This window comes from Pseudomonas sp. T1.Ur (genome assembly GCF_023516725.1).
In the GTDB taxonomy this organism is placed as follows: Bacteria; Pseudomonadota; Gammaproteobacteria; order Pseudomonadales; family Pseudomonadaceae; genus Aquipseudomonas; species Aquipseudomonas alvandae.
Genome location: NZ_JAMGSN010000001.1, coordinates 1,464,993 through 1,484,806 on the forward strand (window position 1 = coordinate 1,464,993; position 19,814 = coordinate 1,484,806).

The 19,814-nt window shown below is 59.8% G+C and carries 22 protein-coding genes; 21 read left to right on the plus strand and 1 reads right to left on the minus strand.

The features are described from left to right. Positions 1-2 precede the first annotated feature (2 nt). Together M8Q45_RS06745 and M8Q45_RS06750 are read left to right on the plus strand one after the other, a co-directional pair. The gene (locus M8Q45_RS06745; protein WP_249874037.1) at positions 3-1,379 is read left to right on the plus strand and encodes a DUF4055 domain-containing protein; all 1,377 of its coding nucleotides are present in this window, start codon (positions 3-5) and stop codon (positions 1,377-1,379) included. Further along, the gene (locus M8Q45_RS06750) at positions 1,379-2,455 is read left to right on the plus strand and encodes a putative phage head morphogenesis protein (protein ID WP_249874038.1); all 1,077 of its coding nucleotides are present in this window, start codon (positions 1,379-1,381) and stop codon (positions 2,453-2,455) included. The genes M8Q45_RS06745 and M8Q45_RS06750 overlap by 1 nt, the downstream gene beginning before the upstream one ends. A gap of 43 nt (positions 2,456-2,498) precedes the next feature. Here the strand turns inward: M8Q45_RS06750 and M8Q45_RS06755 are convergent, their stop codons facing one another. Then, on the minus strand, positions 2,499-3,002 hold the full coding sequence (locus M8Q45_RS06755) for a hypothetical protein (RefSeq protein ID WP_249874039.1): 504 nt from the start codon (positions 3,000-3,002) through the stop codon (positions 2,499-2,501). 172 nt (positions 3,003-3,174) lie between these two features. Here M8Q45_RS06755 and M8Q45_RS06760 point away from each other — a divergent pair, with 172 nt between their 5' ends. From M8Q45_RS06760 to M8Q45_RS06850, 19 genes are all read left to right on the plus strand, one after another. Then, positions 3,175-3,921 carry a DUF6651 domain-containing protein gene (locus M8Q45_RS06760; RefSeq protein WP_249874040.1) on the plus strand — a complete coding sequence of 249 codons (747 nt, stop codon included), beginning with the start codon at positions 3,175-3,177 and terminating at the stop codon, positions 3,919-3,921. Positions 3,922-3,930: 9 nt separating this feature from the next. Continuing rightward, a complete protein-coding gene (locus tag M8Q45_RS06765) occupies positions 3,931-4,899 on the plus strand; it encodes a major capsid protein (protein ID WP_249874041.1) in 969 nt (322 codons plus the stop codon). Between the two features lie 49 nt (positions 4,900-4,948). Then, on the plus strand, positions 4,949-5,224 hold the full coding sequence (locus tag M8Q45_RS06770) for a hypothetical protein (RefSeq protein ID WP_249874042.1): 276 nt from the start codon (positions 4,949-4,951) through the stop codon (positions 5,222-5,224). A gap of 6 nt (positions 5,225-5,230) precedes the next feature. Continuing rightward, entirely contained in the window at positions 5,231-5,599 is a 369-nt protein-coding gene (locus M8Q45_RS06775) for a hypothetical protein (RefSeq protein ID WP_249874043.1), read from the plus strand. Position 5,600: 1 nt separating this feature from the next. Further along, entirely contained in the window at positions 5,601-5,984 is a 384-nt protein-coding gene (locus tag M8Q45_RS06780) for a hypothetical protein (protein ID WP_249874044.1), read from the plus strand. Positions 5,985-6,004: 20 nt separating this feature from the next. Further along, complete coding sequence (locus M8Q45_RS06785; RefSeq protein ID WP_249877276.1) at positions 6,005-6,430, plus strand: HK97 gp10 family phage protein; 426 nt, start codon at positions 6,005-6,007, stop codon at positions 6,428-6,430. Next, complete coding sequence (locus M8Q45_RS06790; RefSeq protein WP_249874045.1) at positions 6,427-6,846, plus strand: phage tail terminator-like protein; 420 nt, start codon at positions 6,427-6,429, stop codon at positions 6,844-6,846. The genes M8Q45_RS06785 and M8Q45_RS06790 overlap by 4 nt, the downstream gene beginning before the upstream one ends. Before the next feature lie 72 nt (positions 6,847-6,918). Next, positions 6,919-7,566 (plus strand): phage tail protein, encoded by a 648-nt coding sequence (locus tag M8Q45_RS06795; protein WP_249874046.1) that lies wholly within the window; start codon positions 6,919-6,921, stop codon positions 7,564-7,566. A gap of 9 nt (positions 7,567-7,575) precedes the next feature. Beyond that, positions 7,576-7,962 (plus strand): phage tail assembly chaperone, encoded by a 387-nt coding sequence (locus tag M8Q45_RS06800; RefSeq protein ID WP_249874047.1) that lies wholly within the window; start codon positions 7,576-7,578, stop codon positions 7,960-7,962. A 14-nt stretch (positions 7,963-7,976) separates the two neighbouring features. Then, entirely contained in the window at positions 7,977-8,261 is a 285-nt protein-coding gene (locus M8Q45_RS06805; RefSeq protein WP_283939131.1) for a DUF1799 domain-containing protein, read from the plus strand. Positions 8,262-8,271: 10 nt separating this feature from the next. Continuing rightward, entirely contained in the window at positions 8,272-11,241 is a 2,970-nt protein-coding gene (locus M8Q45_RS06810; RefSeq protein WP_249874049.1) for a phage tail tape measure protein, read from the plus strand. Continuing rightward, the gene (locus M8Q45_RS06815; RefSeq protein WP_249874050.1) at positions 11,241-11,579 is read left to right on the plus strand and encodes a phage tail protein; all 339 of its coding nucleotides are present in this window, start codon (positions 11,241-11,243) and stop codon (positions 11,577-11,579) included. The genes M8Q45_RS06810 and M8Q45_RS06815 overlap by 1 nt, the downstream gene beginning before the upstream one ends. A 9-nt stretch (positions 11,580-11,588) precedes the next feature. Then, positions 11,589-12,338, plus strand: a complete 750-nt coding sequence (locus M8Q45_RS06820) for a phage minor tail protein L (protein ID WP_249874051.1) — start codon at positions 11,589-11,591, stop codon at positions 12,336-12,338. Positions 12,339-12,340: 2 nt separating this feature from the next. Next, a complete protein-coding gene (locus M8Q45_RS06825; RefSeq protein WP_249874052.1) occupies positions 12,341-13,096 on the plus strand; it encodes a C40 family peptidase in 756 nt (251 codons plus the stop codon). A 244-nt stretch (positions 13,097-13,340) separates the two neighbouring features. Next, positions 13,341-13,841, plus strand: a complete 501-nt coding sequence (locus M8Q45_RS06830; protein ID WP_249874053.1) for a hypothetical protein — start codon at positions 13,341-13,343, stop codon at positions 13,839-13,841. Between the two features lie 356 nt (positions 13,842-14,197). Beyond that, positions 14,198-14,542, plus strand: a complete 345-nt coding sequence (locus M8Q45_RS06835; RefSeq protein WP_249874054.1) for a hypothetical protein — start codon at positions 14,198-14,200, stop codon at positions 14,540-14,542. Between the two features lie 88 nt (positions 14,543-14,630). Further along, complete coding sequence (locus tag M8Q45_RS06840) at positions 14,631-15,191, plus strand: tail assembly protein (RefSeq protein ID WP_283939132.1); 561 nt, start codon at positions 14,631-14,633, stop codon at positions 15,189-15,191. A 57-nt stretch (positions 15,192-15,248) separates the two neighbouring features. Continuing rightward, on the plus strand, positions 15,249-18,815 hold the full coding sequence (locus M8Q45_RS06845; RefSeq protein WP_249874056.1) for a TipJ family phage tail tip protein: 3,567 nt from the start codon (positions 15,249-15,251) through the stop codon (positions 18,813-18,815). Positions 18,816-19,134: 319 nt separating this feature from the next. After that, positions 19,135-19,809, plus strand: a complete 675-nt coding sequence (locus tag M8Q45_RS06850) for a hypothetical protein (protein ID WP_249874057.1) — start codon at positions 19,135-19,137, stop codon at positions 19,807-19,809. The last annotated feature ends 5 nt before the right edge of the window (positions 19,810-19,814 follow it).

Consider the following 19,814-nt stretch of genomic DNA (forward strand, 5'->3'; position numbering starts at 1 on the left):
CCATGAGCAATAACCCGAGTGACACGCTGCCGGCCGTTGACGCCATGCGCAAGTACTGGAACGTGATCACTCCGCTCATGGGCGGAACTATGGCGATGAGGGCGGCAGGCAAAAGCTTGCTCCCGCAGTATCCTGCTGAAGACGACGAGTCGTACAAGGAGCGCCTGCGCCTCTCTACGTTGCTGCCTGCCTACTCGGAGACAGTCGGCAACATGACCTCCAGGGTGTTCGCCGAGCCTTTGCAGGTCGGCGATGATGTGCCAGGGCAACTCGTAGAGATGACCGCTGACATCGACCACTCCGGCAACGACCTCAACTCATGGGCTGTTGAATTCTTCCGCGAAGGGTTGAGCCACGGCCTGTGTCATGCGCTCATTGACCACTCTCGCACTGAGGGAGTGCGCACCCAGGCGGAAGAGATTGCCGCCGGAGTGAGGCCCTATGCCGTTCTGGTGAAGCCTGAGCAGGTGCTGGGCTGGAGGGCCAAGGGCGGACAGCTCACGATGTTCCGCTATATCGAGATCGTCGAGGAGGAGGATGGTGAGTTTGGCGCGAAGTGCGTCGAGCAGATCCGTGTTCTTGAGCCTGGAGCCTGGCGGACGTACCGCAAGGCGGAAAAAGGCGGATGGGGTTTGCATGACGAGGGAGCCAACAGCCTGGCATACATCCCTTTGGTGACCTTTTACACCGGACGGACCGGCTTCATGACGGCCAAGCCGCCACTCCTGGAGCTGGCCCACCTCAACGTCAAGCACTGGCAAAGCCAGAGCGACCAAGACAACATCCTTCACGTCATCCGCGTGCCGATCCTGGTACGCATCGGTGTGCAGGCTACATTCGACAACCAGGGCAAGCCAGTCCCGCCAGAATTCAAGGTTGGGACTGGCTCACTGACCGACCTGCCCATGAATGGCGACCTCAAGTACGTCGAGCACACCGGGGCGGCGGTAAAGGCGGGCAGGGAAGCGTTGCAAGACTTGCTCGATGAGATGCGCATGGCCGGTGCCAAGCTGCTTACGCCAGAGAAGAGCCCCACCAAGACCGCCACTCAGGCGGACGAGGAGGCAGCGCAGGAGCTATCGCCGTTGGCGCGGATGGCGAACCACTTTGCAGATTGCCTGGCCCAGCTTCTCCAGCTCATGGCCGATTACCGTGGCCTGGCCGATGGCGGCACGGTCGAGATGCGCGGCAACTTCGACGTGGACTACATGCCGGAGGTGTCGCTGCCGACGCTCGTAGCGATGGCGAATGCCGGGATGCTGTCCAAGGAGACGCTGTTCGCAGAGATGCAGCGACGCGGCGTCATCAGTGATGAATACGAATGGGGCACGGAACTAGCGAAAATTGATGCCCAAGGCCCCGCACTCGGAACCCTGTGATGAAAACCGCCAACGAGAAGCTACTCGACAAGCTGATCGGGCACGAGGTTGACCTGCAACACCTGAGCAATGCCCAGGTCGTGGCGATCATCAAGATCCTCAACAGCAAGGACGTCGAGCTGCGTGCTGCGCTGGTTGCAGCGCTCGACAACCTCGGCGCTAATCTGTCGGCGGCTTCGGTAGACGCGTCCCTGTCTGTCGTCCTGCGCCTGAATCAGTCAACCTTCGTGGATATCCGCCAGGCGTTGGACCAGGCAAACGACGGCTTGATCGGCTATGAGATCGCCTTCCAGCAAGGCGCGCTCCAGGCGGTGATTCCTGCCGTTGTTCAGGAAGCCTTCCCGATTGCGGCCGCTAGGTTCAGCCAGGTCAAGGCGATTGCCCAGGCTCGGCCATTCCAGGGCCGTTTGCTCAGGGAGTGGATGGACGGCATCGAGGCGTCACGCGCTGCCTCGGTTCGCGATGCTGTGCGTGCTGGCGTGGTCGAGGGGCGAACCACTGCCGAGATCGTCCGCAGCATCATGGGCACCCGGGCGGAGAAATATGCCGACGGCATTCTTCAGAAGTCGCGCCGAGAGATCGAGGCCGTTGTCCGGTCTGCTGTCTCAAGCACGGCTGAGGCCGCCAGCGACAAAGCCTACGAGGCGAACAGCGACATCATCCGCCACGTTGAGTGGATAAGCACGCTCGATACGCGCACCTCGACCACCTGCCGCATCAGGGACCGGCTGCCGTACACGCTTGGGACCTACCTGCCAATCGGGCACAAGATCCCTTGGCTGGCCGGGCCCGGGCGAATCCACTGGTGTTGTCGCTCGACGAAACTGCCGATCCTCAAGAGCGCATCGAAGCTTGGCTTCAGTAATGGCGCCACGCGCGCCTCCATGGACGGCCAGGTGCCCCAGTCAACGACATACGCCGAATGGCTCGGCCGGCAATCAGCGGCACGCCAGGACGAGATCCTGGGGCCAGAGCGCGGAAAGTTATTGCGGCAGGACAAGCTCAAGCTCGATGACTTTTACAACGACAAGGGCAAGTTCCTGACTCTGGAGGAGCTGCGAGAGCGGCTCGAGTAATCACGCGCTACGAAACAGAGAGCTTCGACTTCGTGGCGCACTTCTACTTGAAGCAATCGTTCCTCCGGCTTTCAAATTTATCCATCAGACCAAAATACTGTTTGGGCCAATCGGTCATTGCTGTGGGAGCCATGGATATCGATGCAAGCTTCTCTTCGGTTGTCTCAGCCATGAGTCCTATTTGAACCGTAGCTGCCAACTTGAGTGTCGGGATTACCAGCTCTGCCGGAGCATATGCAACGAGGCGCATGGATGTCTCCACCACTACCTGGCCGAGACTTTGAAATAGAGCCTCGTTGTCTGCGGCGCTGTTCGGCGCCTGGATCTTGCTGCCGAATGATGCAATTGCGCTGAGCACGGCCTCAGACTTTTCTCGAATGATTGCTTCCTGCTTATCGACCCGCTGCATGCAGGTCTCAATGGCTACTTGGCGGGTGGAAAGATAGCTGGCGTAGTACGTCAATCCCGCCGCGCAGATACTGGCAAATATGCCTAGCACGCCAATCGCAATTGTCCACCGGGCGGTTGTGGATGAGCCTAGATCCATCTGATGCTCCAAGGGTTCTGTGATTCCAAGCTGCGGATCCTACCCTAACCAATGAGTTCTCAACTAACAGCCCTGGCCACAGCCGGGGCTTTTTTCTGCCTGCGGTTCGGATGGACGGGGCGCGACAGGGCCGGATGGCTCACCAACTGGCCGGATGGCCCAGAGAGACGAGATGAAACTGAAGACTGTTGAAGTGGATGGCAAGCAATACGCTGAGATCCAGGATGGCAAGCCCGTGTATGTCGAAGACGACGGCAAAGAAGTCGCTTTTGATGCGGTGGGCACTCGCAGCACCATCACCCGCCTGAACGCTGAGGCTAAATCTCATCGTGAGCGCGCTGATGGATTTGAGAAGGTCGCCAAGGCCTTCGAGGGCATCGATGATGCCGCCGCAGCCAAGAAAGCCCTGGAAACCGTCGCCAACCTCGACGCCAAGAAGCTGGTGGATGCCGGCGAGATCGAGAAGGTGAAGGGAGAGATCAGCAAGGCCTTCCAGGCTCAACTGGATGAAGCCAACGGCAAGGCGCAGACCCTCGAGCAGCAACTGTACTCCGAGAAGATCGGTGGCAGCTTCGCACGCTCGCAGTTCATCGCCGAGAAGATGGCGATTCCCGCGGACATGGTTCAAGCCGCATTCGGTAGCAACTTTAAGATCGAGGACGGCAAGGTTGTGGCCTATGACGGCCAAGGCCAGAAAGTCTTCAGTCGTGCGCGCCCGGGTGAGCTGGCTGACTTCAACGAAGCGCTGGAAACCCTCGTTTCGCAGTACCCCCATCGTGACCACATCCTGAAGAGTTCCGGCGCCAATGGCGGCGGCGCTCCCAATGGCGGTGGATCGAACAACCAATCCAAGGGCAATTTTGGTGGCAGCAAGGAAGATCGAGTCGCTGCTATCAAAGGCCTGACCGCTAGCGAATAAGGAGGCCCAATGGCCCTTTCGAACATGAAGGTATTCAACGAATACCTCAAACGCGTCACCATCGAGACCCTGGCGCAGGACGTTGAGAAATTCAACGCTGCTTCGGCAGGTGCCATCCGCCTGACCACTCAGGGCATTGACGGCGACTTCCTGCAAGAGTCGTTCTGGGCTGGCCTGCACAGCGCCCAGCGCCGTGTTGACCGTTACGCCGCCAACGGCAACCAGGCAGCAACCCCTCTGGCCCAGAAGCAGTACGACTCCGTGAAGATCGCGGGCGGTTTCGGTCCGATCTTGTGGGAGCCTTCCCAGCTCTCCTGGATCCAGAAAAACCCGGAGGAAGCGCTGGAGGTCATCAGCCGCAACCTGTCCGAAGCCATCATGTCGGACCAGCTGAATACCGCCATCGCTGCCCTGGCGGCTGCGATCGGTAACCAGCCGACCGCAACCAACGATGTTTCGGCCACTGCTGGCGTGAGCTACATCGCCATCAACAACGCCCACGCGCTGTTCGGTGATGCCTCGCAACGCCTGGTTGCCCAGGTCATGACCGGCGCCATGTACCACAAGCTGCTGGGCCAGAACTTGGCGAACGCCGAAAAGCTGTTCACCTTCAGCGGTGTGCAGGTGGTCGACATCCTCGGCAAGGCGGTGATCATCACCGACGCCGCGGCTCTGTACGAGGCCGGCACGCCGAACAAGCAGAAGGTGCTGAGCCTTGCCGACGGTGCTGCGGTGGTGATGGACGGTTCCGACCTGATCACCAACATCGAGACCTCCAACGGCAAGGAGCGCATCGAAACCACCATGCAAGCCGACTACACCTTCGGCCTGGGCCTCAAGGGCTACACCTGGGACACCGCCAACGGCGGCAAGTCGCCAACCAGCGCCGAGCTGGCAACCGGCACCAACTGGGACCTGGTTGCGAACAGCATCAAGGCCTCGGCTGGCGTGCTCACCATCGGCGACGCCGCTCAGTAATCGAGACGGCGGCCTTCGGGTCGCCTGATCCACCTACCAGGAGTCCACCATGGACGAGAAAGTCATTTACGAGAAACACCCGGTCACCGCTGAGCGTAAATCTGAGCTGCGCCAGAAGGGCTACAAGATCATCGATGCCAAGTTCGCGCCGGATGACTACAAGCACCCGGAGCCGATGAAGAAGGGCTCTTCGGGCGGTGACAAGCCATCCAAGGGCCTGCGGATCGAAGAGATCAAGGCGAAGCTGACCGAGAAAGGCATCCTGTTCGACGATAACGCCGAGCGCCCAGCCCTCGCCGAACTGCTCGACAAGCCGCAGGAGTAAAGCCCCGTGACGACCTACATCACCGTGGCGGACGTGGACGCCCTGCTTGGGCCGACATGGACCACCGAAGACAAGAAGCCGCGCGCGGTGCTGATGGCGAACACCTGGCTTACCAATCTCGGCCTGCCAGAGTTCGACCCGATCCCGGATGATGTGATCCAGGCCGGCGCCGACGTTGCCACGGAGGCAGCCGCCGGCAGGATCTACGGTTCGAAGGAAACGGGCGTCACGGAGAAATCCGTGAGCGCTGACGGCGTGTCGAGTAGCAAGTCGGTCTCCGAATCATCCCGGACCATCACCGCCGGCGAGTCTTTCGCCCTGGCGCTGCTGTCCCATTACCTTGGCTCAGGCCAGGTCAAAGTCGTGAGGGGCTGATATGGGACTGCGCGACGATCTACAGAGGGATCTGGCCGAAGCCTTCGATACTGACCTGGCCGATGCTGTGAGCCCGGTCGTGGGTGTGCGCAAGGTTCAGGGTGAGTACGACCCGGACTCAGGCACGACGCCCGAGACCATCACGAATTACGCCGGTCGCGGGGTGCTTGGCCGATACCTCGCAAAAGAGATTGATGGATCGCTGATCCAGACCACCGACGAAAAGCTCACCATCTTGCAGAACGAGCTGTTCATCACGCTGCTGGGCCAGCCAACCGAAACCCTGGCTATCCCGGAAATCGGCGACCTCATCGGCAGCAAGCGCGCGATGAATGTCCGCCAGGACCCGGCCGGCGCCACTTGGACCGTTCAACTGAGGAAGTAGCCATGGCTCGCGGGTCGCACATGACGGAGCGTTACGGCGGCAGGAGTGGCAGCTTCGAGCTGCAACTGGCCGAGTTCGCTGCGCAAGCAAAAGACGCTGTCGATGCCAGTCTGCGGGAAATAATCATCGAGCTTGGCGGTTCGCTGATCCGCATGTCGCCAGTGGATACGGGGCGGTTCCGTGGTAATTGGCAATTCAGTATAGCTGCTCCCGCCGGCGGAACGCTGGACACCGTTGACCCGACTGGGGCAGAAGCCACGGCGCGCCTTGTGGGTGATTCGATTGAGTTTCGCGCCGGGACCACGGCTTTCATCGTGAACAACCTTCCCTATGCCATCGCTCTCGAATATGGACATTCCGACCAGGCGCCCGGCGGAATGGTGCGCATCACCCAGGCGCGCTTCCTGCAGATAGTCCTCGAAGCCATCAGGAACAACCAGGTATGAGCCACAAGATCATTCGCTCCCTGCTGGAAGCGCGCCTCAAGGCCTGGGCCGGTTCTCGAACGCCTGCATTGCCCGTCGCCTACCAGAACGTGGCGTTCACCCCGAACAACGGCGAGACCTACCTGCGAGCGTTCCTCATACCAGCCGGAACCGACAGTAACGACCTGGCCGGTGCGCACCGGCTCTATACCGGGGTGTTTCAAATCACCATCGTGACACCGACAGGCGATGGTCCGTCAGGCGCTGAAACAATCGCTGATGAGCTTGCGATTCTGTACCCGCTCAACGACCGGCTGGTTCGCAACAGCCTCACAGCCCTGATCATGACGCCAGTTGAGCCTGGTCCCGAGTTGGCCGAAGACACCGCCTTTGCATTGCCCGTGTCATTCCAGTACCGAGCTGATACCACAACCTAATTCGCCCGTTGGGCAACCCCTGAACCCGCCATTGAGCGGGTTTTGTCATTTCTGCACAGAGGAAAAAACCCAATGAGCGTTTTTCTACCCAACGGCTCGACCGTCAGCATCGCTGATTCGTACGACACGCCTGTCGTCTTCACCGCGATCACCAATGCCACAGAAGCCGTCGTCTCGTCCGTCGCCCACGATCTGCTGGCTGGCGACTACGTCGAGGTGACCTCTGGCTGGGCTCGCCTGAACAACCGCGTGGTTCGCGTGAAGAGCGTGCTGACTGATTCGTTTGTCCTGGAGTTGGTCAACACCACCAACGTCGCACGATTCATCCCGGGCGCTGGCATTGGCTCCGTTCGCAAGATCCTCACCTGGACGCCTATCACCCAAATCACTGACTCCAACAAGTCCGGCGGCGAGCAGCAAAACGTCACCTACTCGTTTCTCGAAGAAGACGACGAGCACCAGATCCCGACCTCCAAGTCGCCTCTGTCCTTCACGCTGACCATGGCCGATGACCCGAGCCTGCCGCACAACGCCGTGCTGCTGGAGGCTGACGACGACAAGGCTGCGCGCGCAATTCGTATCAACCTCGCGTCGGGGGGCGTTATCGCCTACAACGCGTTCGCGTCTTTCGACAACGTGCCGTCGCTGACCAAGAACAACGTCATGGCCGTTACTGCGGTGTTCGCAGTGGTCGCCAAATTCATCCGCTACGCCGCGTAAGGGGGAATCATGGCGAAGATCAAGATTTCCCAGAACCCGACCTTCAAGGCGAAGGTCGCGATCCCTCGCGTTGGCGCCGACCCGGTTAGCGTCGAGTTCGAGTTCAAGTACTTGGACCGGCTGGCCTTGGCGCAGTACTTCGACAAGTGGAATGGCGCCAGTGAGCAGCACATCAAGCAGGTTCAGGAGGACGGCCTGACTTGGCAGGAGTCCACGGCGGCAGAGATTGCCATCCAGGTCGGCCAGCTCAAGGACATCGTCCATGGGTGGGAATTCGACGAAAAGCTTTCAGATGAATCGCTGACTGCCCTGTGCACGACCTGCGTAGGCGCCCCGCAAGCGGTTTTGGCTGCCTACCAGACTGCCTATCAGCCGGCCCGCCTGGGAAACTCGTAAGCGCCGCTCGCGCTCTGTATCAGCCAACCTTCGAAGGATTCGATGCGTTTGGCTTTTCGGCTGAGGACTACGGCGTGGATTGCGAGGTCTGGCCGGACAACTGGTCAGCCTTCCGCCTCTTCGAAGCGATGTCGACGCAGTGGCGCACAGGCATGGGCGGGGCCTCAGGCTTGGACTACAGCGCCCTCCCGCCGGTCGCCAGCATGCTGGGCATCAAGCGGCGCGAACTCTCAGAAGCCTTTCACGACGTCCGCGTCATGGAAGCAGAAGCCATGCTCGTGATGAGCGAATCGAAATAACGGAGCCCGCATGACTTCTATTGCTGAACTCGGCATCAAGGTCGATTCGACCGATGCTGCGCAGGCGAGCTCCGACCTCGACAAACTCGCCGCGGCGGGTGGCCGGGCGGAAAAGGCTGCCGAAGGTGTTGCCCGTGGCGCTGACAAGGCCACGGCTTCGATCAAGAAGCAGAAGGACGAACTGGGCGACCTGCTCGGCGAGATCGACCCGACCGTCAAGGCCCTGGGCCGGCTGGACGAGCTCGAAAACAAGTTGGCGAAGCAGAAGAAAATCGGCGCGCTCGATGCATCGACCTTCAGCGAGTACCAGGCCAAGATCGAACAGTCCCGGTCTAACCTTGGCCGCTTTGACGACTCGCTGACTCGCACCGGGAACACCGCCAAACAGACAGCCGCTGCGCTGCGCGGCGTGCCCGCGCAGTTCACGGACATCGCTGTGTCGCTGCAAGGCGGCCAGAACCCGCTGACTGTTCTACTCCAGCAGGGCGGCCAGCTCAAGGACATGTTCGGCGGCGTTGGGCCGGCGGCGCGAGCCATGGGCGGCTACATCCTCGGCTTGGTCAATCCGTTCACCCTTGCGGCAGCAGCGGCAGCGGCTCTTGGCCTGGCCTACTTCAAAGGCAGCCAGGAAGCCGACGAATTCAACAAATCGCTGATCCTGACCGGCAATTACGCCGGGACCACGGCTGGCGGCCTTGCCTCTTTGGCAAAACAAGTCAGCTCGACTGTGGGCACGACAGGCGCAGCGGCGGCGGTTCTCGCTCAACTGGCGGGCAGTGGCAACATCGCAGCCTATAGCTTCGAGGAGATCACCAAGGCCGCCCTGACCATGGAGGAGGCGACAGGCAAGGCCGTGCAGGAGACGGTTGCCCAGTTCGCCTCGATCGCCAAGGAGCCTGTCGCCGCGTCGATCAAACTCAATGAGCAGTATCACTACCTCACGGCTTCGGTCTACGAGCAGATCGTCGCCCTGGAGAAGCAGGGCGAGCAGGCAGCCGCCGTAAGGCTGGCGACCGATGCGTTCGCCGACGCCATCCAATCCCGCGGAGATCAAATCACTCAGCGCTTGGGCCTGATCGAAGGCGCCTGGAACAAGGTCGCCAAAGCTGCCAAGTGGGCGTGGGACTCGGCGCTTGATGTTGGTCGAGAGAAAACCTACGAAGAAAAGCTGTCTGACTTGGAGCTGCAAGCGCAAAACGCCGCGCGTCTCGGCTCTGGATCTCGCGGTAGCGGTGCGCGCGGAAAGACGCAGATCGATGCCGATATATCCTCGCTGATGCTGGAGGAGCAAGAGCGCCGCAACCGTGCTCAGGCCAAACAGCAGGACCAGCAGCGCCAGGAGGCTGCCGTCAGCGGCATGCAACTCATCGCTCGCGAGGCTGATTCTGCGCAAACACAGGTCCAGAAGCTTGAGAAAAAGCTTGCTGACCTGGACAAGGCCCGCCAGAAGAACATCGCAAACAACACCTACTCACCCGACCTTCAAAAGCAGTACGAGAGCGCTGTTGCTGGCGTCAATAAGCAGATCACTGATGCGCAGAAAAAGGCCGCTGGCCCAGCAGGCGCATTAAACCTGACTGAGTTCAACGACTCGAAGAACCAGCTTTCGCTGATCCTCGACGAGTACAAAAACGCGCAGAAGGAGCTGGAGGCGGCGCAGAAGGCCGGACTGGTCAGCCAAGAAGACTATCTGCTCAAGCGCCAGGCGTTGATCGGCAACGAGCGGGATGAGGTCACGGCTGCCTACCAGGCGGAGATCGCAGCCCTCGAAGCATCCAAGGGCAAGGCCGGCACCTCGGCGGCCCAGCGCATTCAGCTGGACCAGAAGATCGCCGATGCCAAGGCCAACATGGTCAAGGCGCAGAAGGAGGCCGATAGCGAACTCGAAGTCATCGCCACCAACGAGCAGGGCAGGCTCGCCAAGCAGGCCCAGGCCATCAAGAGCTACACCGATGCCCTGGACCAGCAGAACGTCGCCCTGCGGCGCGCTGGCAGCCGTGCAGCGGATGGTGTTGGCCGGGGTGACCGTGAGAACGCCATCAACGGCGAATTGAACGGCATTGCCGACCGAGCCAACCAGCAACGCCTGGACCTGGCCCGCGACAAGGCAGACGCATCGCGCAACATGAGCGCCGAGGAGTACCAGGCCAAGCTGGACGCAATCAACAAAAGCGAGAAGGACCTGAGCGAAACAGTGCTCAGCAATTACGAGCAGATGTCGGAAGCGCAAAGCGACTGGCGCAAGGGTGCGACCTCGGCCTTCAGCAATTACCTGGAAAGCGCACGCAACGTTGCCGGCCAGACGCGGGATCTGTTCACAAACGCGTTCAGCTCCATGGAGGACTCGATCGTCAACTTCGCAATAACTGGGAAGGGGTCTTTCGGGGATTTCACCAAGTCCATCTTGGCCGATATGGCGCGAATTGCGACAAGGGCTGCGGCGTCCTCCGCGATGGAGGCTCTGTTCGGCCTTGCGTCCTCTGCTGTCGGCTCGTATTTCGGTGGCGGTGCAACATCTGCTGGCTCTACCCAGGCAGGGTACTCCGGCGATCTATCAGGCTTCACCCCGGGCAGCGTCCAGGCCAAGGGCGGCGCCTGGTCGGGCGGCGTGCAGATGTTCGCTAATGGTGGCGCCTTCACCAACTCCGTCGTCAGCAAGCCGACAGCATTCGGCATGGCTGGCGGCGGGATTGGCGTGATGGGCGAGGCTGGGGAGGAGGCAATCATGCCGCTGACCCGGACTGCAGGTGGTCAGCTTGGCGTTCGTGCGCTCTCTGCCGGGGGCTCCGGTACATCAATCAGCATCAACGCACCTGTGACCGTCGTTACTGAGGATCGCAGCTCTGAGGGCATGCAGATCGACCAGCAAGCCCTATCGAAGAGTCTTCAGTCGCAAATGCTGTCGGTGGCGGAAAAGGCTGTCGCTGATTCCTGGCGCGCAGGCGGTACCAGCTTTCGCAACGTCAACGGGAGGGCCTGATGGCTATCGAGACATTCACCTGGCCCACTCAGCATGGGGACGCGCCCGAGATAACGTATCGGGTGCGCACCTCAAGGTTCGGAGAAGGGTACAAGCAAACCGCCGGCGACGGGCCGAACAACAAGGAAGACTCCTATCCGATCAGCTACACGGGCCAACAGGCCAGCGTGAAGCTGATCATGGACTTCTTCGACCGGCACGCTGGCGCGAAAGCCTTTCTTTGGACGACACCGCTGGGTCAGCTTGGCCTGTTCACCTGCGTCAACCCCGTTCCAACCCCGGCAGGTGGCGGGGTCTTCAAGCTCACAGCCACGTTCGAACGTGCATTCCAACCATAAGGGGCAACCATGCCGCTGATCAGTGACATCCAGGTTCTTGAGCCTGGCAGCGAAGTGCTGCTCTTTGAATTGGACGGCTCCGACTACGGTGCCGACATCCTGCGCTTCCACGGGCACGCGATACCGCACACCGAGGCCGAGCTGATCGCCGCCGGCGCCGCTGCCGATGAACTGCCAGCCAAGCCGATCTACTGGCAGGGCAACGAGTACAGCGCCTGGCCGATGCAGATCGACGGCATTGAGTCCAACGGCGACGGTACGGCGGTCCGCCCAACGCTGTCGGTGGGTAACGTCAATGGACGCATCACGGCGCTGTGCCTGGCCTTCGATGACTTGCTCGAGTTCAAGTTGACCATGCGGCACACGCTGGGCACCTACCTCGACGCGGTGAACTTCCCCGGCGGCAACCCAACGGCAGACCCCACCCAGGAGACGATCGAGGTCTGGTACATCGACCAGAAGACGAACGAGGACGGGGAGACGGTCACCTGGGAGCTTGCCAGCCCGGGCGACGTGGGCGGGGAGTCCATTGGGCGCCAGGCCACAACCCTGTGCCATTGGTGCCTCACTGGCGGGTATCGGGGGCCCAACTGCGGCTACACCGGTCCCTACGTGACAAAGGATGGGGTGGTCACCGATAACCCAGAGCTCGACGAATGCGATGCCACGTTGGGCCGGGGCTGCATTCCGCGCTTTGGCGAAGGTAACACGCTGCCCTTTGGTGGCTTTCCCGCTGTCTCCCTGATCGCCCGGAGCTGACCATGCGCAAACACATCTTGAGCGCGATCCAGGCGCACGCGGCGGCCGAGTACCCGAAAGAGTGCTGCGGGCTGCTGCTGGCCCTGGGCCGGAAGCAGCAGTACTTCCCCTGTACGAACACCGCGACCGAGCCGAACGAAGAGTTCCGTATCGATCCGGAGGAATACGCAGCGACTGAAGACCTGGGCGAGGTGATCGGCATCGTTCACTCGCACCCGGACGCCACCAGCCGACCTTCGCCGCGTGATCTGGCGATGTGCGAAGTGACCGGGTTGCCCTGGCACATCCTGAGCTGGCCCGAGGGCGACCTGCGGACGGTGGTGCCCACTGGCGAGACGCCGCTGCTCAAGCGCCCATTCGTCCACGGTGCCTGGGACTGCTGGCAGGTTTGCGCAGACTGGTACAAGCGCGAGTGGGGGCTGGAGTTCGAAGCCTTCAAGCGCGCCGACGGCTGGTGGGAGAACAAGAACAACACCAGCCTGTACGAGGAGAACTACGAGGCTGCCGGGTTCTACCGGGTCGACCAGCCACAGCGCGGCGACATGGTCGTGATGGAGGTTGGCCGGACGGTTCATCCTAACCACGCCGGGATATTCCTTGGCGCCAACCCGGCACTGCCCGGCGAGGATGCCGAGACCTTCGGGCCAGGGCCGTTCCTGCTTCACCACCTATATGGCCGCCCGTCGGAAATCATTGTGTTCGGCGGGCCATGGCTGGATCGAACGCGACTTGTTCTCAGGCACAAACAGGCGCAGTAGGCCGCAGGCGGACGACCGAATGCCCAGTCATTTGACTGAAATCAATTCAACCTATCGTATTGATAGCCGATACGCTTCATGAACCAGTTGTTTGTGCGGCCGTCTGATCTATAGTCACCGTACGAGCGACACGAAATCGTTAGTAATGGTTTTGTGTCGCGGATTTCTGTTGACATGGACATCAACGAAGAGATAATCGCGCCCCGGCGAACCCTTCGCCAGGGTTTCAATAAAGGAATTTATGATGAATTCGGCAAACCATCACCATTTAGCGGATGCGCTTTTTGCAGCAGAGCTGATGGGTGTTGGCGCTGTTCGTACTCTTGACCTGTTAAGAGATATCGACGGCACAATTGAAGCCATCTCCCATCACTGCCGGCTTCTCAATGCAGCCGCTACTGCTTTTCTTGGAGTCAAAGAATCCATTGCTTCTGGAGAGGCCTCAAAGCTGATTCCAGAAGAGAACGTGGTTCCTGTTCTGGAAAAGCTGCAAGACAGCCTGGTTAAATCCTACGCGGAATCCAAGGCAAAAATGCAGTGCGCGATCAACGATACACGTCTCAGTGATGAAGACGGTGTTGTGGATGCGTATGCGAATTTGCTTAAAGAACTGACTTCGCTGAATGCGCTGACCGAGGATCTCCGCTGGAGCATCCTGGAGAGTAATGCGGATAAAGAGATCGCTCACACCCCAGAGGTTATGAGTGATCCAGCCGAAATCGACACATTCCTCGACGATCTGTGAGGCTGGAGATTGCGGCCATCGACATGGGCCGGAAGTCGTTTAAGAACTCCTACAAGGCACTCCCGGAGGACGTAAAGAGCGCTTTTAAGGAAGCGTATCGGTTGCTCCTGCAAGACCCTCAGCCCAAAAAGCTGCGCCTGGAAAAGCTGTCTGGATATAAAAGGCCGGGTATTTATACGATTCATATCACTGCGAATCACAGCCATAAGCTCAGCTTTGAGTTGATTGGTACCGTAGCGGAGTTGAGGCGTATAGGTACACATAAAGAAATCGACAGAACCCCTTAATAGCCCAGCCAACCCGCTGGGCTTTTTCATTTCTGATATCTTGTGGCCATCTTCCACAGGAGTGACCCCATGAGATTGTTCGTAGGCGCGGTAGCTGTTGCTTTGCTGGCGGGGTGCGTTTCCCCAGGCGACCTGGAGTCGAAGGATCCCAGTATCTCGGCCAGTACGGCGAAGGACCCGAAGCGGTACGCGCTTTGCGTTCTCCCGATATGGCAAGACGCGCGCAGCGACGTGACCATGTCCGAAACGGAGCATGGCTACCGGCTGATCGCTGCAACCAACAACATGACTGACGAATTGCTGAGTATTCGCAAGACGCCAAAAGGCAGCGCTGTAAAGCTGTACCAGCGTATGGCCTGGGCCCCTGGTTATGGGCGAGGCGATATGGAACGGGCGGTTAGAAGCTGCCTGTAAAACGAAATAGCGAACACCAAGCCGCCTCCGGGCGGCTTTTTCATGTCTGGAGAAACGCGTGTCAGCAATTAATTGCAGCCATCAAACAATGACCACCATCCTGCTGTCCGGTCCGCTCATCAAGTTGTTTGGCCGTGTCCATCGCCGCGAACTTGGAAGCAAGTCGGTCGGTGAAGCGTTCAAAGCGCTGAAATGCACGCTTGATGGTTTCGACGTGGCTATCAAGGATTTGGAGCGCCGAGGCATGAGGTTCGCAATCTTTCGGAACCGGAAGAATGTCGCGGAAAAGGAGTTCGCGCTGGGTGGCGCCGAGGAGATTCGTATTGTTCCGGTGATCTCGGGCAGTAAGCGCGCCGGGTTGCTTCAGACAATTGTCGGGGCGGTGCTCATTGCTGCCTCGTTCATTCCGGGATTCCAGGCCCTGGCACCGGTGGGGATTGCTCTAGTCGCCGGCGGCGTCATCCAGATGCTCAGCCCCCAGGCCTCTGGCCTCAAGCAGAGCGCATCCCCCGACAACGCCCCGTCCTACGCCTTCGGCAGCGCCAAGAACACCACGGCCAGCGGCAACCCTGTGCCGATCTGCATCGGCGACCGGCGGTGGGGCGGCATGATCATTTCCGCATCGATCTACGCCGAAGACAAAACGTAACCCGAACGCAGCAAGCAGGCCGCCCATGAGGCGGTTTTTTTTCGCCTGGAGGAAAGCATGGGCGCAGCACACAAGATTGATATCTACGGCGAGAAAGGTGGTAGCAACAAGCCCAAACAGCCGGTAGAAGCCAGCGACAACCTGCGCTCGACCAACGTGGCGAAGCTGCTCATTGCCGTGGGCGAGGGTGAGTTTGAAGAAGCGCCTACCGCAGCGAACATCTATCTGGACAACACGCCAATCAACGATCCCAGCGGGAATGTCAACTTCCCGAATGTGAAATGGGAATGGCGTTCTGGCTCGGTTGACCAGGCCTATATCCCCGGCATCCCATCGGTAGAGAACGAGACGTCGCTCAATATCGAACTGCGCAATGATGCGCCGTGGGTTCGGTCGGTCACGAACATTCAGCTCTCGGCCGTGCGTATCCGGTTCGCCTGGCCTGCGCTTCAGCGCCAGGACAACGAAGGCAACATCGGCGGCTATCGGATCCAGTACGCGATCGATGTTGCGACCGACGGCGGCGCCTACCAGCAAGTGTTGGCGGAAGCCGTCGACGGCAAGACCACAACCCGCTATGAACGGTCACGTCGTATCAACTTGCCTGATGCCACCAGTGGCTGGCAGATTCGTGTGCGCCGCATCACACCCAACCAGAACAGCAACCGCATCGCTGACACGATGCTAATCGCGGGCTTCACCGAGGTCATCGACGCGAAACTGCGCTACCCGAATACCGCACTGCTTTACATCGAATTCGACGCCGAGCAGTTCACCAACATTCCCGCCGTTACCGTGAAGTGCAAGGCCCGAAAATGGCAGGTCCCAAGCAACTACGACCCGATCAGTCGGACCTACACCGGTACCTGGGATGGCAGCATGAAGCTGGCCTGGACCAATAACCCTGCCTGGATCACGTACGGCATTTGCACTGAAGACCGTTTTGGCCTGGGCAAGCGCATCAAGCCGTTCATGGTCGACAAGTGGGAGCTGTACCGGATCGCCCAGTACTGCGACCAGTTGGTGCCCAATGGCCTGGACGGGACAGAGCCGCGCTTCCTATGCGACATGAACCTGCAGGGCAAAGCAGACGCCTGGACGCTGCTGCGGGATATCTCGGGCATCTACCGCGGTATGACCTACTGGGCCCAGGGCCAGTTGATCATGCAAGCCGACATGCCGCGTGCCCAGGACTTCGACTACGTCTTCACCCGGTCGAACGTCATTGATGGGAAATTTTCCTATGGCAGCGCCTCGGCAAAGACCCGATACACCCGAGCCTTGGTCAGCTACGACAACCCGGCCAACAACTACGACACTGACGTCATTCCGTTTTCAGACCTTGCCCTTCAGCGTCGGTATGGCGACAGGCCAACCGAGCTGAGCGCCATTGGCTGCACCCGTGCATCCGAGGCCCAGCGCCGGGGCAAGTGGGCAATCTTGAGCAACAACCTGGACCGCACCGTCACCTTCAAGACGGGCATGGAGGGTGTAATCCCGCTACCGGGTCATATCATCCCTGTGGCCGACTCGCTGCTGGCTGGTCGGGAGATCGGTGGGCGGATCTCCCTCGCCGCGGGCCGCGTCGTGACCCTGGACCGTGACACGTTGGCAAAGCCGGGGGACAGGCTGATTATCAACCTGCCCGGCGGGCGCGCCGAAGGTCGCACCGTGCAAAGTGTCGCCGGCCGGGCTGTGACCGTTACCGTTGCCTACAGCGAGGCACCTCGGGCCCAGCTTCAATGGGCTCTTGATGCCGACGACCTGGCGATTCCTCTGTATCGCGTGCTCCGCACCAGACGCACCACCGAGGGCGATTTCGAAATCAGCGCCCTGCAGTATGAGCCGAGCAAGTTCGCCTTTATCGATACCGGCGCCCGACTGGAAGAGCGTCCAATCAGCGCGATACCGATCACCGTCGTTCCTGCGCCTGCGAGCGTCACAGTCGCGTCGACCTCTTCGATTGTCCAGGGGTTGGCCGTGGCCACGATGACCATCACTTGGCCCGCTGTTGAGGGGGCAGTTGGTTACGACGTGGAATGGCGCAAGGATAACGGCAACTGGATCAAGGTCCAGCGCACAGGCTCGACGAGCGTGGACGTAGAAGGAATCTACGCGGGCACCTACGTGGCCCGCGTCCGTGCGGTAAGCGCCTTCGATATCTCGTCGATCTGGCGTAACTCCGTGTTGACCGAACTCAAGGGCAAGGAAGGTCTGCCGCCGGCAGTTTCGTTCCTGACGGCGACCCCGCTGATGTTCGGCATCTACCTCAAGTGGGGATTCCCGGAGGGATCGAGTGATACCCAGCGCACGGAGATCTGGTATGGACCGACCACCAGCCAAGAGGCGTCGACCAAGCTGACGGACCTGGCCTACCCGCAAAGTGACTTCTCCCTGCTCGGCCTGGCCGCCGGGGTGACATTCTATTTCTGGGCGCGCCTCGTAGATCGGATCGGCAATATTGGACCGTGGTATCCAGTGGGGATCGGCGTACAAGGGCAATCAAGCGCTGAGGCTGGTCCGATCCTCGACATGATCGGCGGCCAGATTGGCGAAACCGAACTCAGCGACCGCTTGCGCGAAGAGATTGGCAAGATCCCCGGCCTGCAAGACCAGATCGACGCGCTTGATGGCCTTTCGGCTTATGACCCGGAAGCGACCTACGAGGAATACGACCTGGTCGTTTCCGGCAAGCGCATCTATCAGGCAATTGGCCCAGTCCCAAGCGACACGCCACCGCCCAATCCGGCCTATTGGCTGGATGTCGGCCAGACGGTGGAGTCTGCCAACGGCCTGGCGCAGCAGGTCGCTACGAACACCGCCGAGATTGTCGAACTGGACGGAGTTATCACCGCCCAGGCCACGGCATTCCAGGCGCTTCGGGCGTCCTATCGTGAAGACGACGGGGAGGGTGACCTGGCCGACGCCATCAAGGGATGGACCAGCACCGCTGCAATTGCAACGGAGAGCAGCGTGCGGGCGAATGAAAACGAGGCATCCGCGCGCCGGCTGACGACCTTGGACGCCAAGATTGGCGAGAACGCGGCGAACCTCACCACGCTTGAAGAGGTGGTAGCCACCAACGAGTCGGCGACGGCGACAAAGATCGATCAGTTGAGCGTGAAGGTCGGCGACAACTCGGCGGCGATTCAGCAGACGTCCGAGGCCTATGCCGATACCAGCGGCAAGCTGGGTACGATGTGGTCGGTGAAAATGCAGCTCAACGCGAATGGGCAGTACGTTGCGGCAGGTATCGGTCTTGGAATTGAGAACGTTGGCGGGACGCTGCAAAGCCAGTTTCTGGTCAGCGCGGATCGATTCGCGATCGTCAACACCATTGCCGGTGGCGCCATCTCGGTCCCGTTCGCGGTCCAAGGCGGTCAGGTCTTCATGAACTCGGCGTTTATCCAGGACGGCAGCATCACGATGCTGAAGATCGGGCAGTACTTGCAGTCGGACAACTATGTTGCCGGCTCGCAGGGCTGGCGCCTGGATAAGGCCGGCAACCTTGAATTTAACGGTCCAGCCCCGGGCGGTGGTCGCCTGACCATGACCAATCGCGCGGTCAAGGTCTACGACGAGAACGGGGTTAAACGGGTACAGCTTGGGGACCTTTCCGCATGAGCTTTGGGCTGAAGATTTGGGACGAGAACGGAAACGTAACACTGGATGAGACGTCGTTCACGATGCGAGTGGTGTACAGCGGAGTTGTGAAAGGGACGAACTCCGCAACCTACCAAACGATATCGGTCCCCGGCCTCACGCCTACCAATGGCGCTGCTTTTGTCGTTCCGATTGGTAGCTATAACGTCAGCACTGATATGCAGCTTGAAACCGAAGTTATCGCAAACGCCGTTAGGGTTTATAGCTTTATTCGGGGAAGAGCGCAGTACAGCAGTACCACCAGCTCTACCATGCGCCTCATTGTAATAAGGTTTTCCTAATGCCATACGGACTAGAGTTTACTAACGATAGCAAAGTGGTGACCGTGGATTCCGAGTTTACGCGACTTGTTGTTCTGGCGAAGGGTACGTATGTGCCGAATCTGGAGTCAGGGTTAGGCTCGATCACTACATTTCCTCGAACAATTACAAGTCAAGAGCCGCCGCTTGTGTTTATTCGGCCCTCGGCTACCAGCGGTATAGCTGGGTTATGCTTGATGCGGGTTGTCGGCTCTCCCGGAGCTTGGACAGGTTTCTATGTAAGAGCCTATGACGTCAATACGCATCGGCCCAACGGTTCCTACTTCGCCTGCGGCTTCTCTGCTACACCATTGGCTAAGTTTGGGATGCGTTTGTGGGATGGTAGCTCGAAACTTTTGTTTGATAGCGGAACGCCGTACGCTAGGTTCACCCGGGCATTTCAGAACTGGGCCTATGTTAAAACAGACCATACTGCTCAGGGCACGCCTAGAAACTATTACCGTGTCGCTTTCAACTTTCCAGCAGGCGAACACATGCTGATAAATACCTTCAGCATGCCGATGCTCAATGATGACCCATTTAACAGATCCCTGTATTGCTGGTGGGATTTCTCAGGTGGGAACCTGTACGCACTAACTGTGGGCTCAGGCAACCCGTTTGCCTTCTTCTTGCCTGCTGTATTCGCAAAACTCTAAAGGAT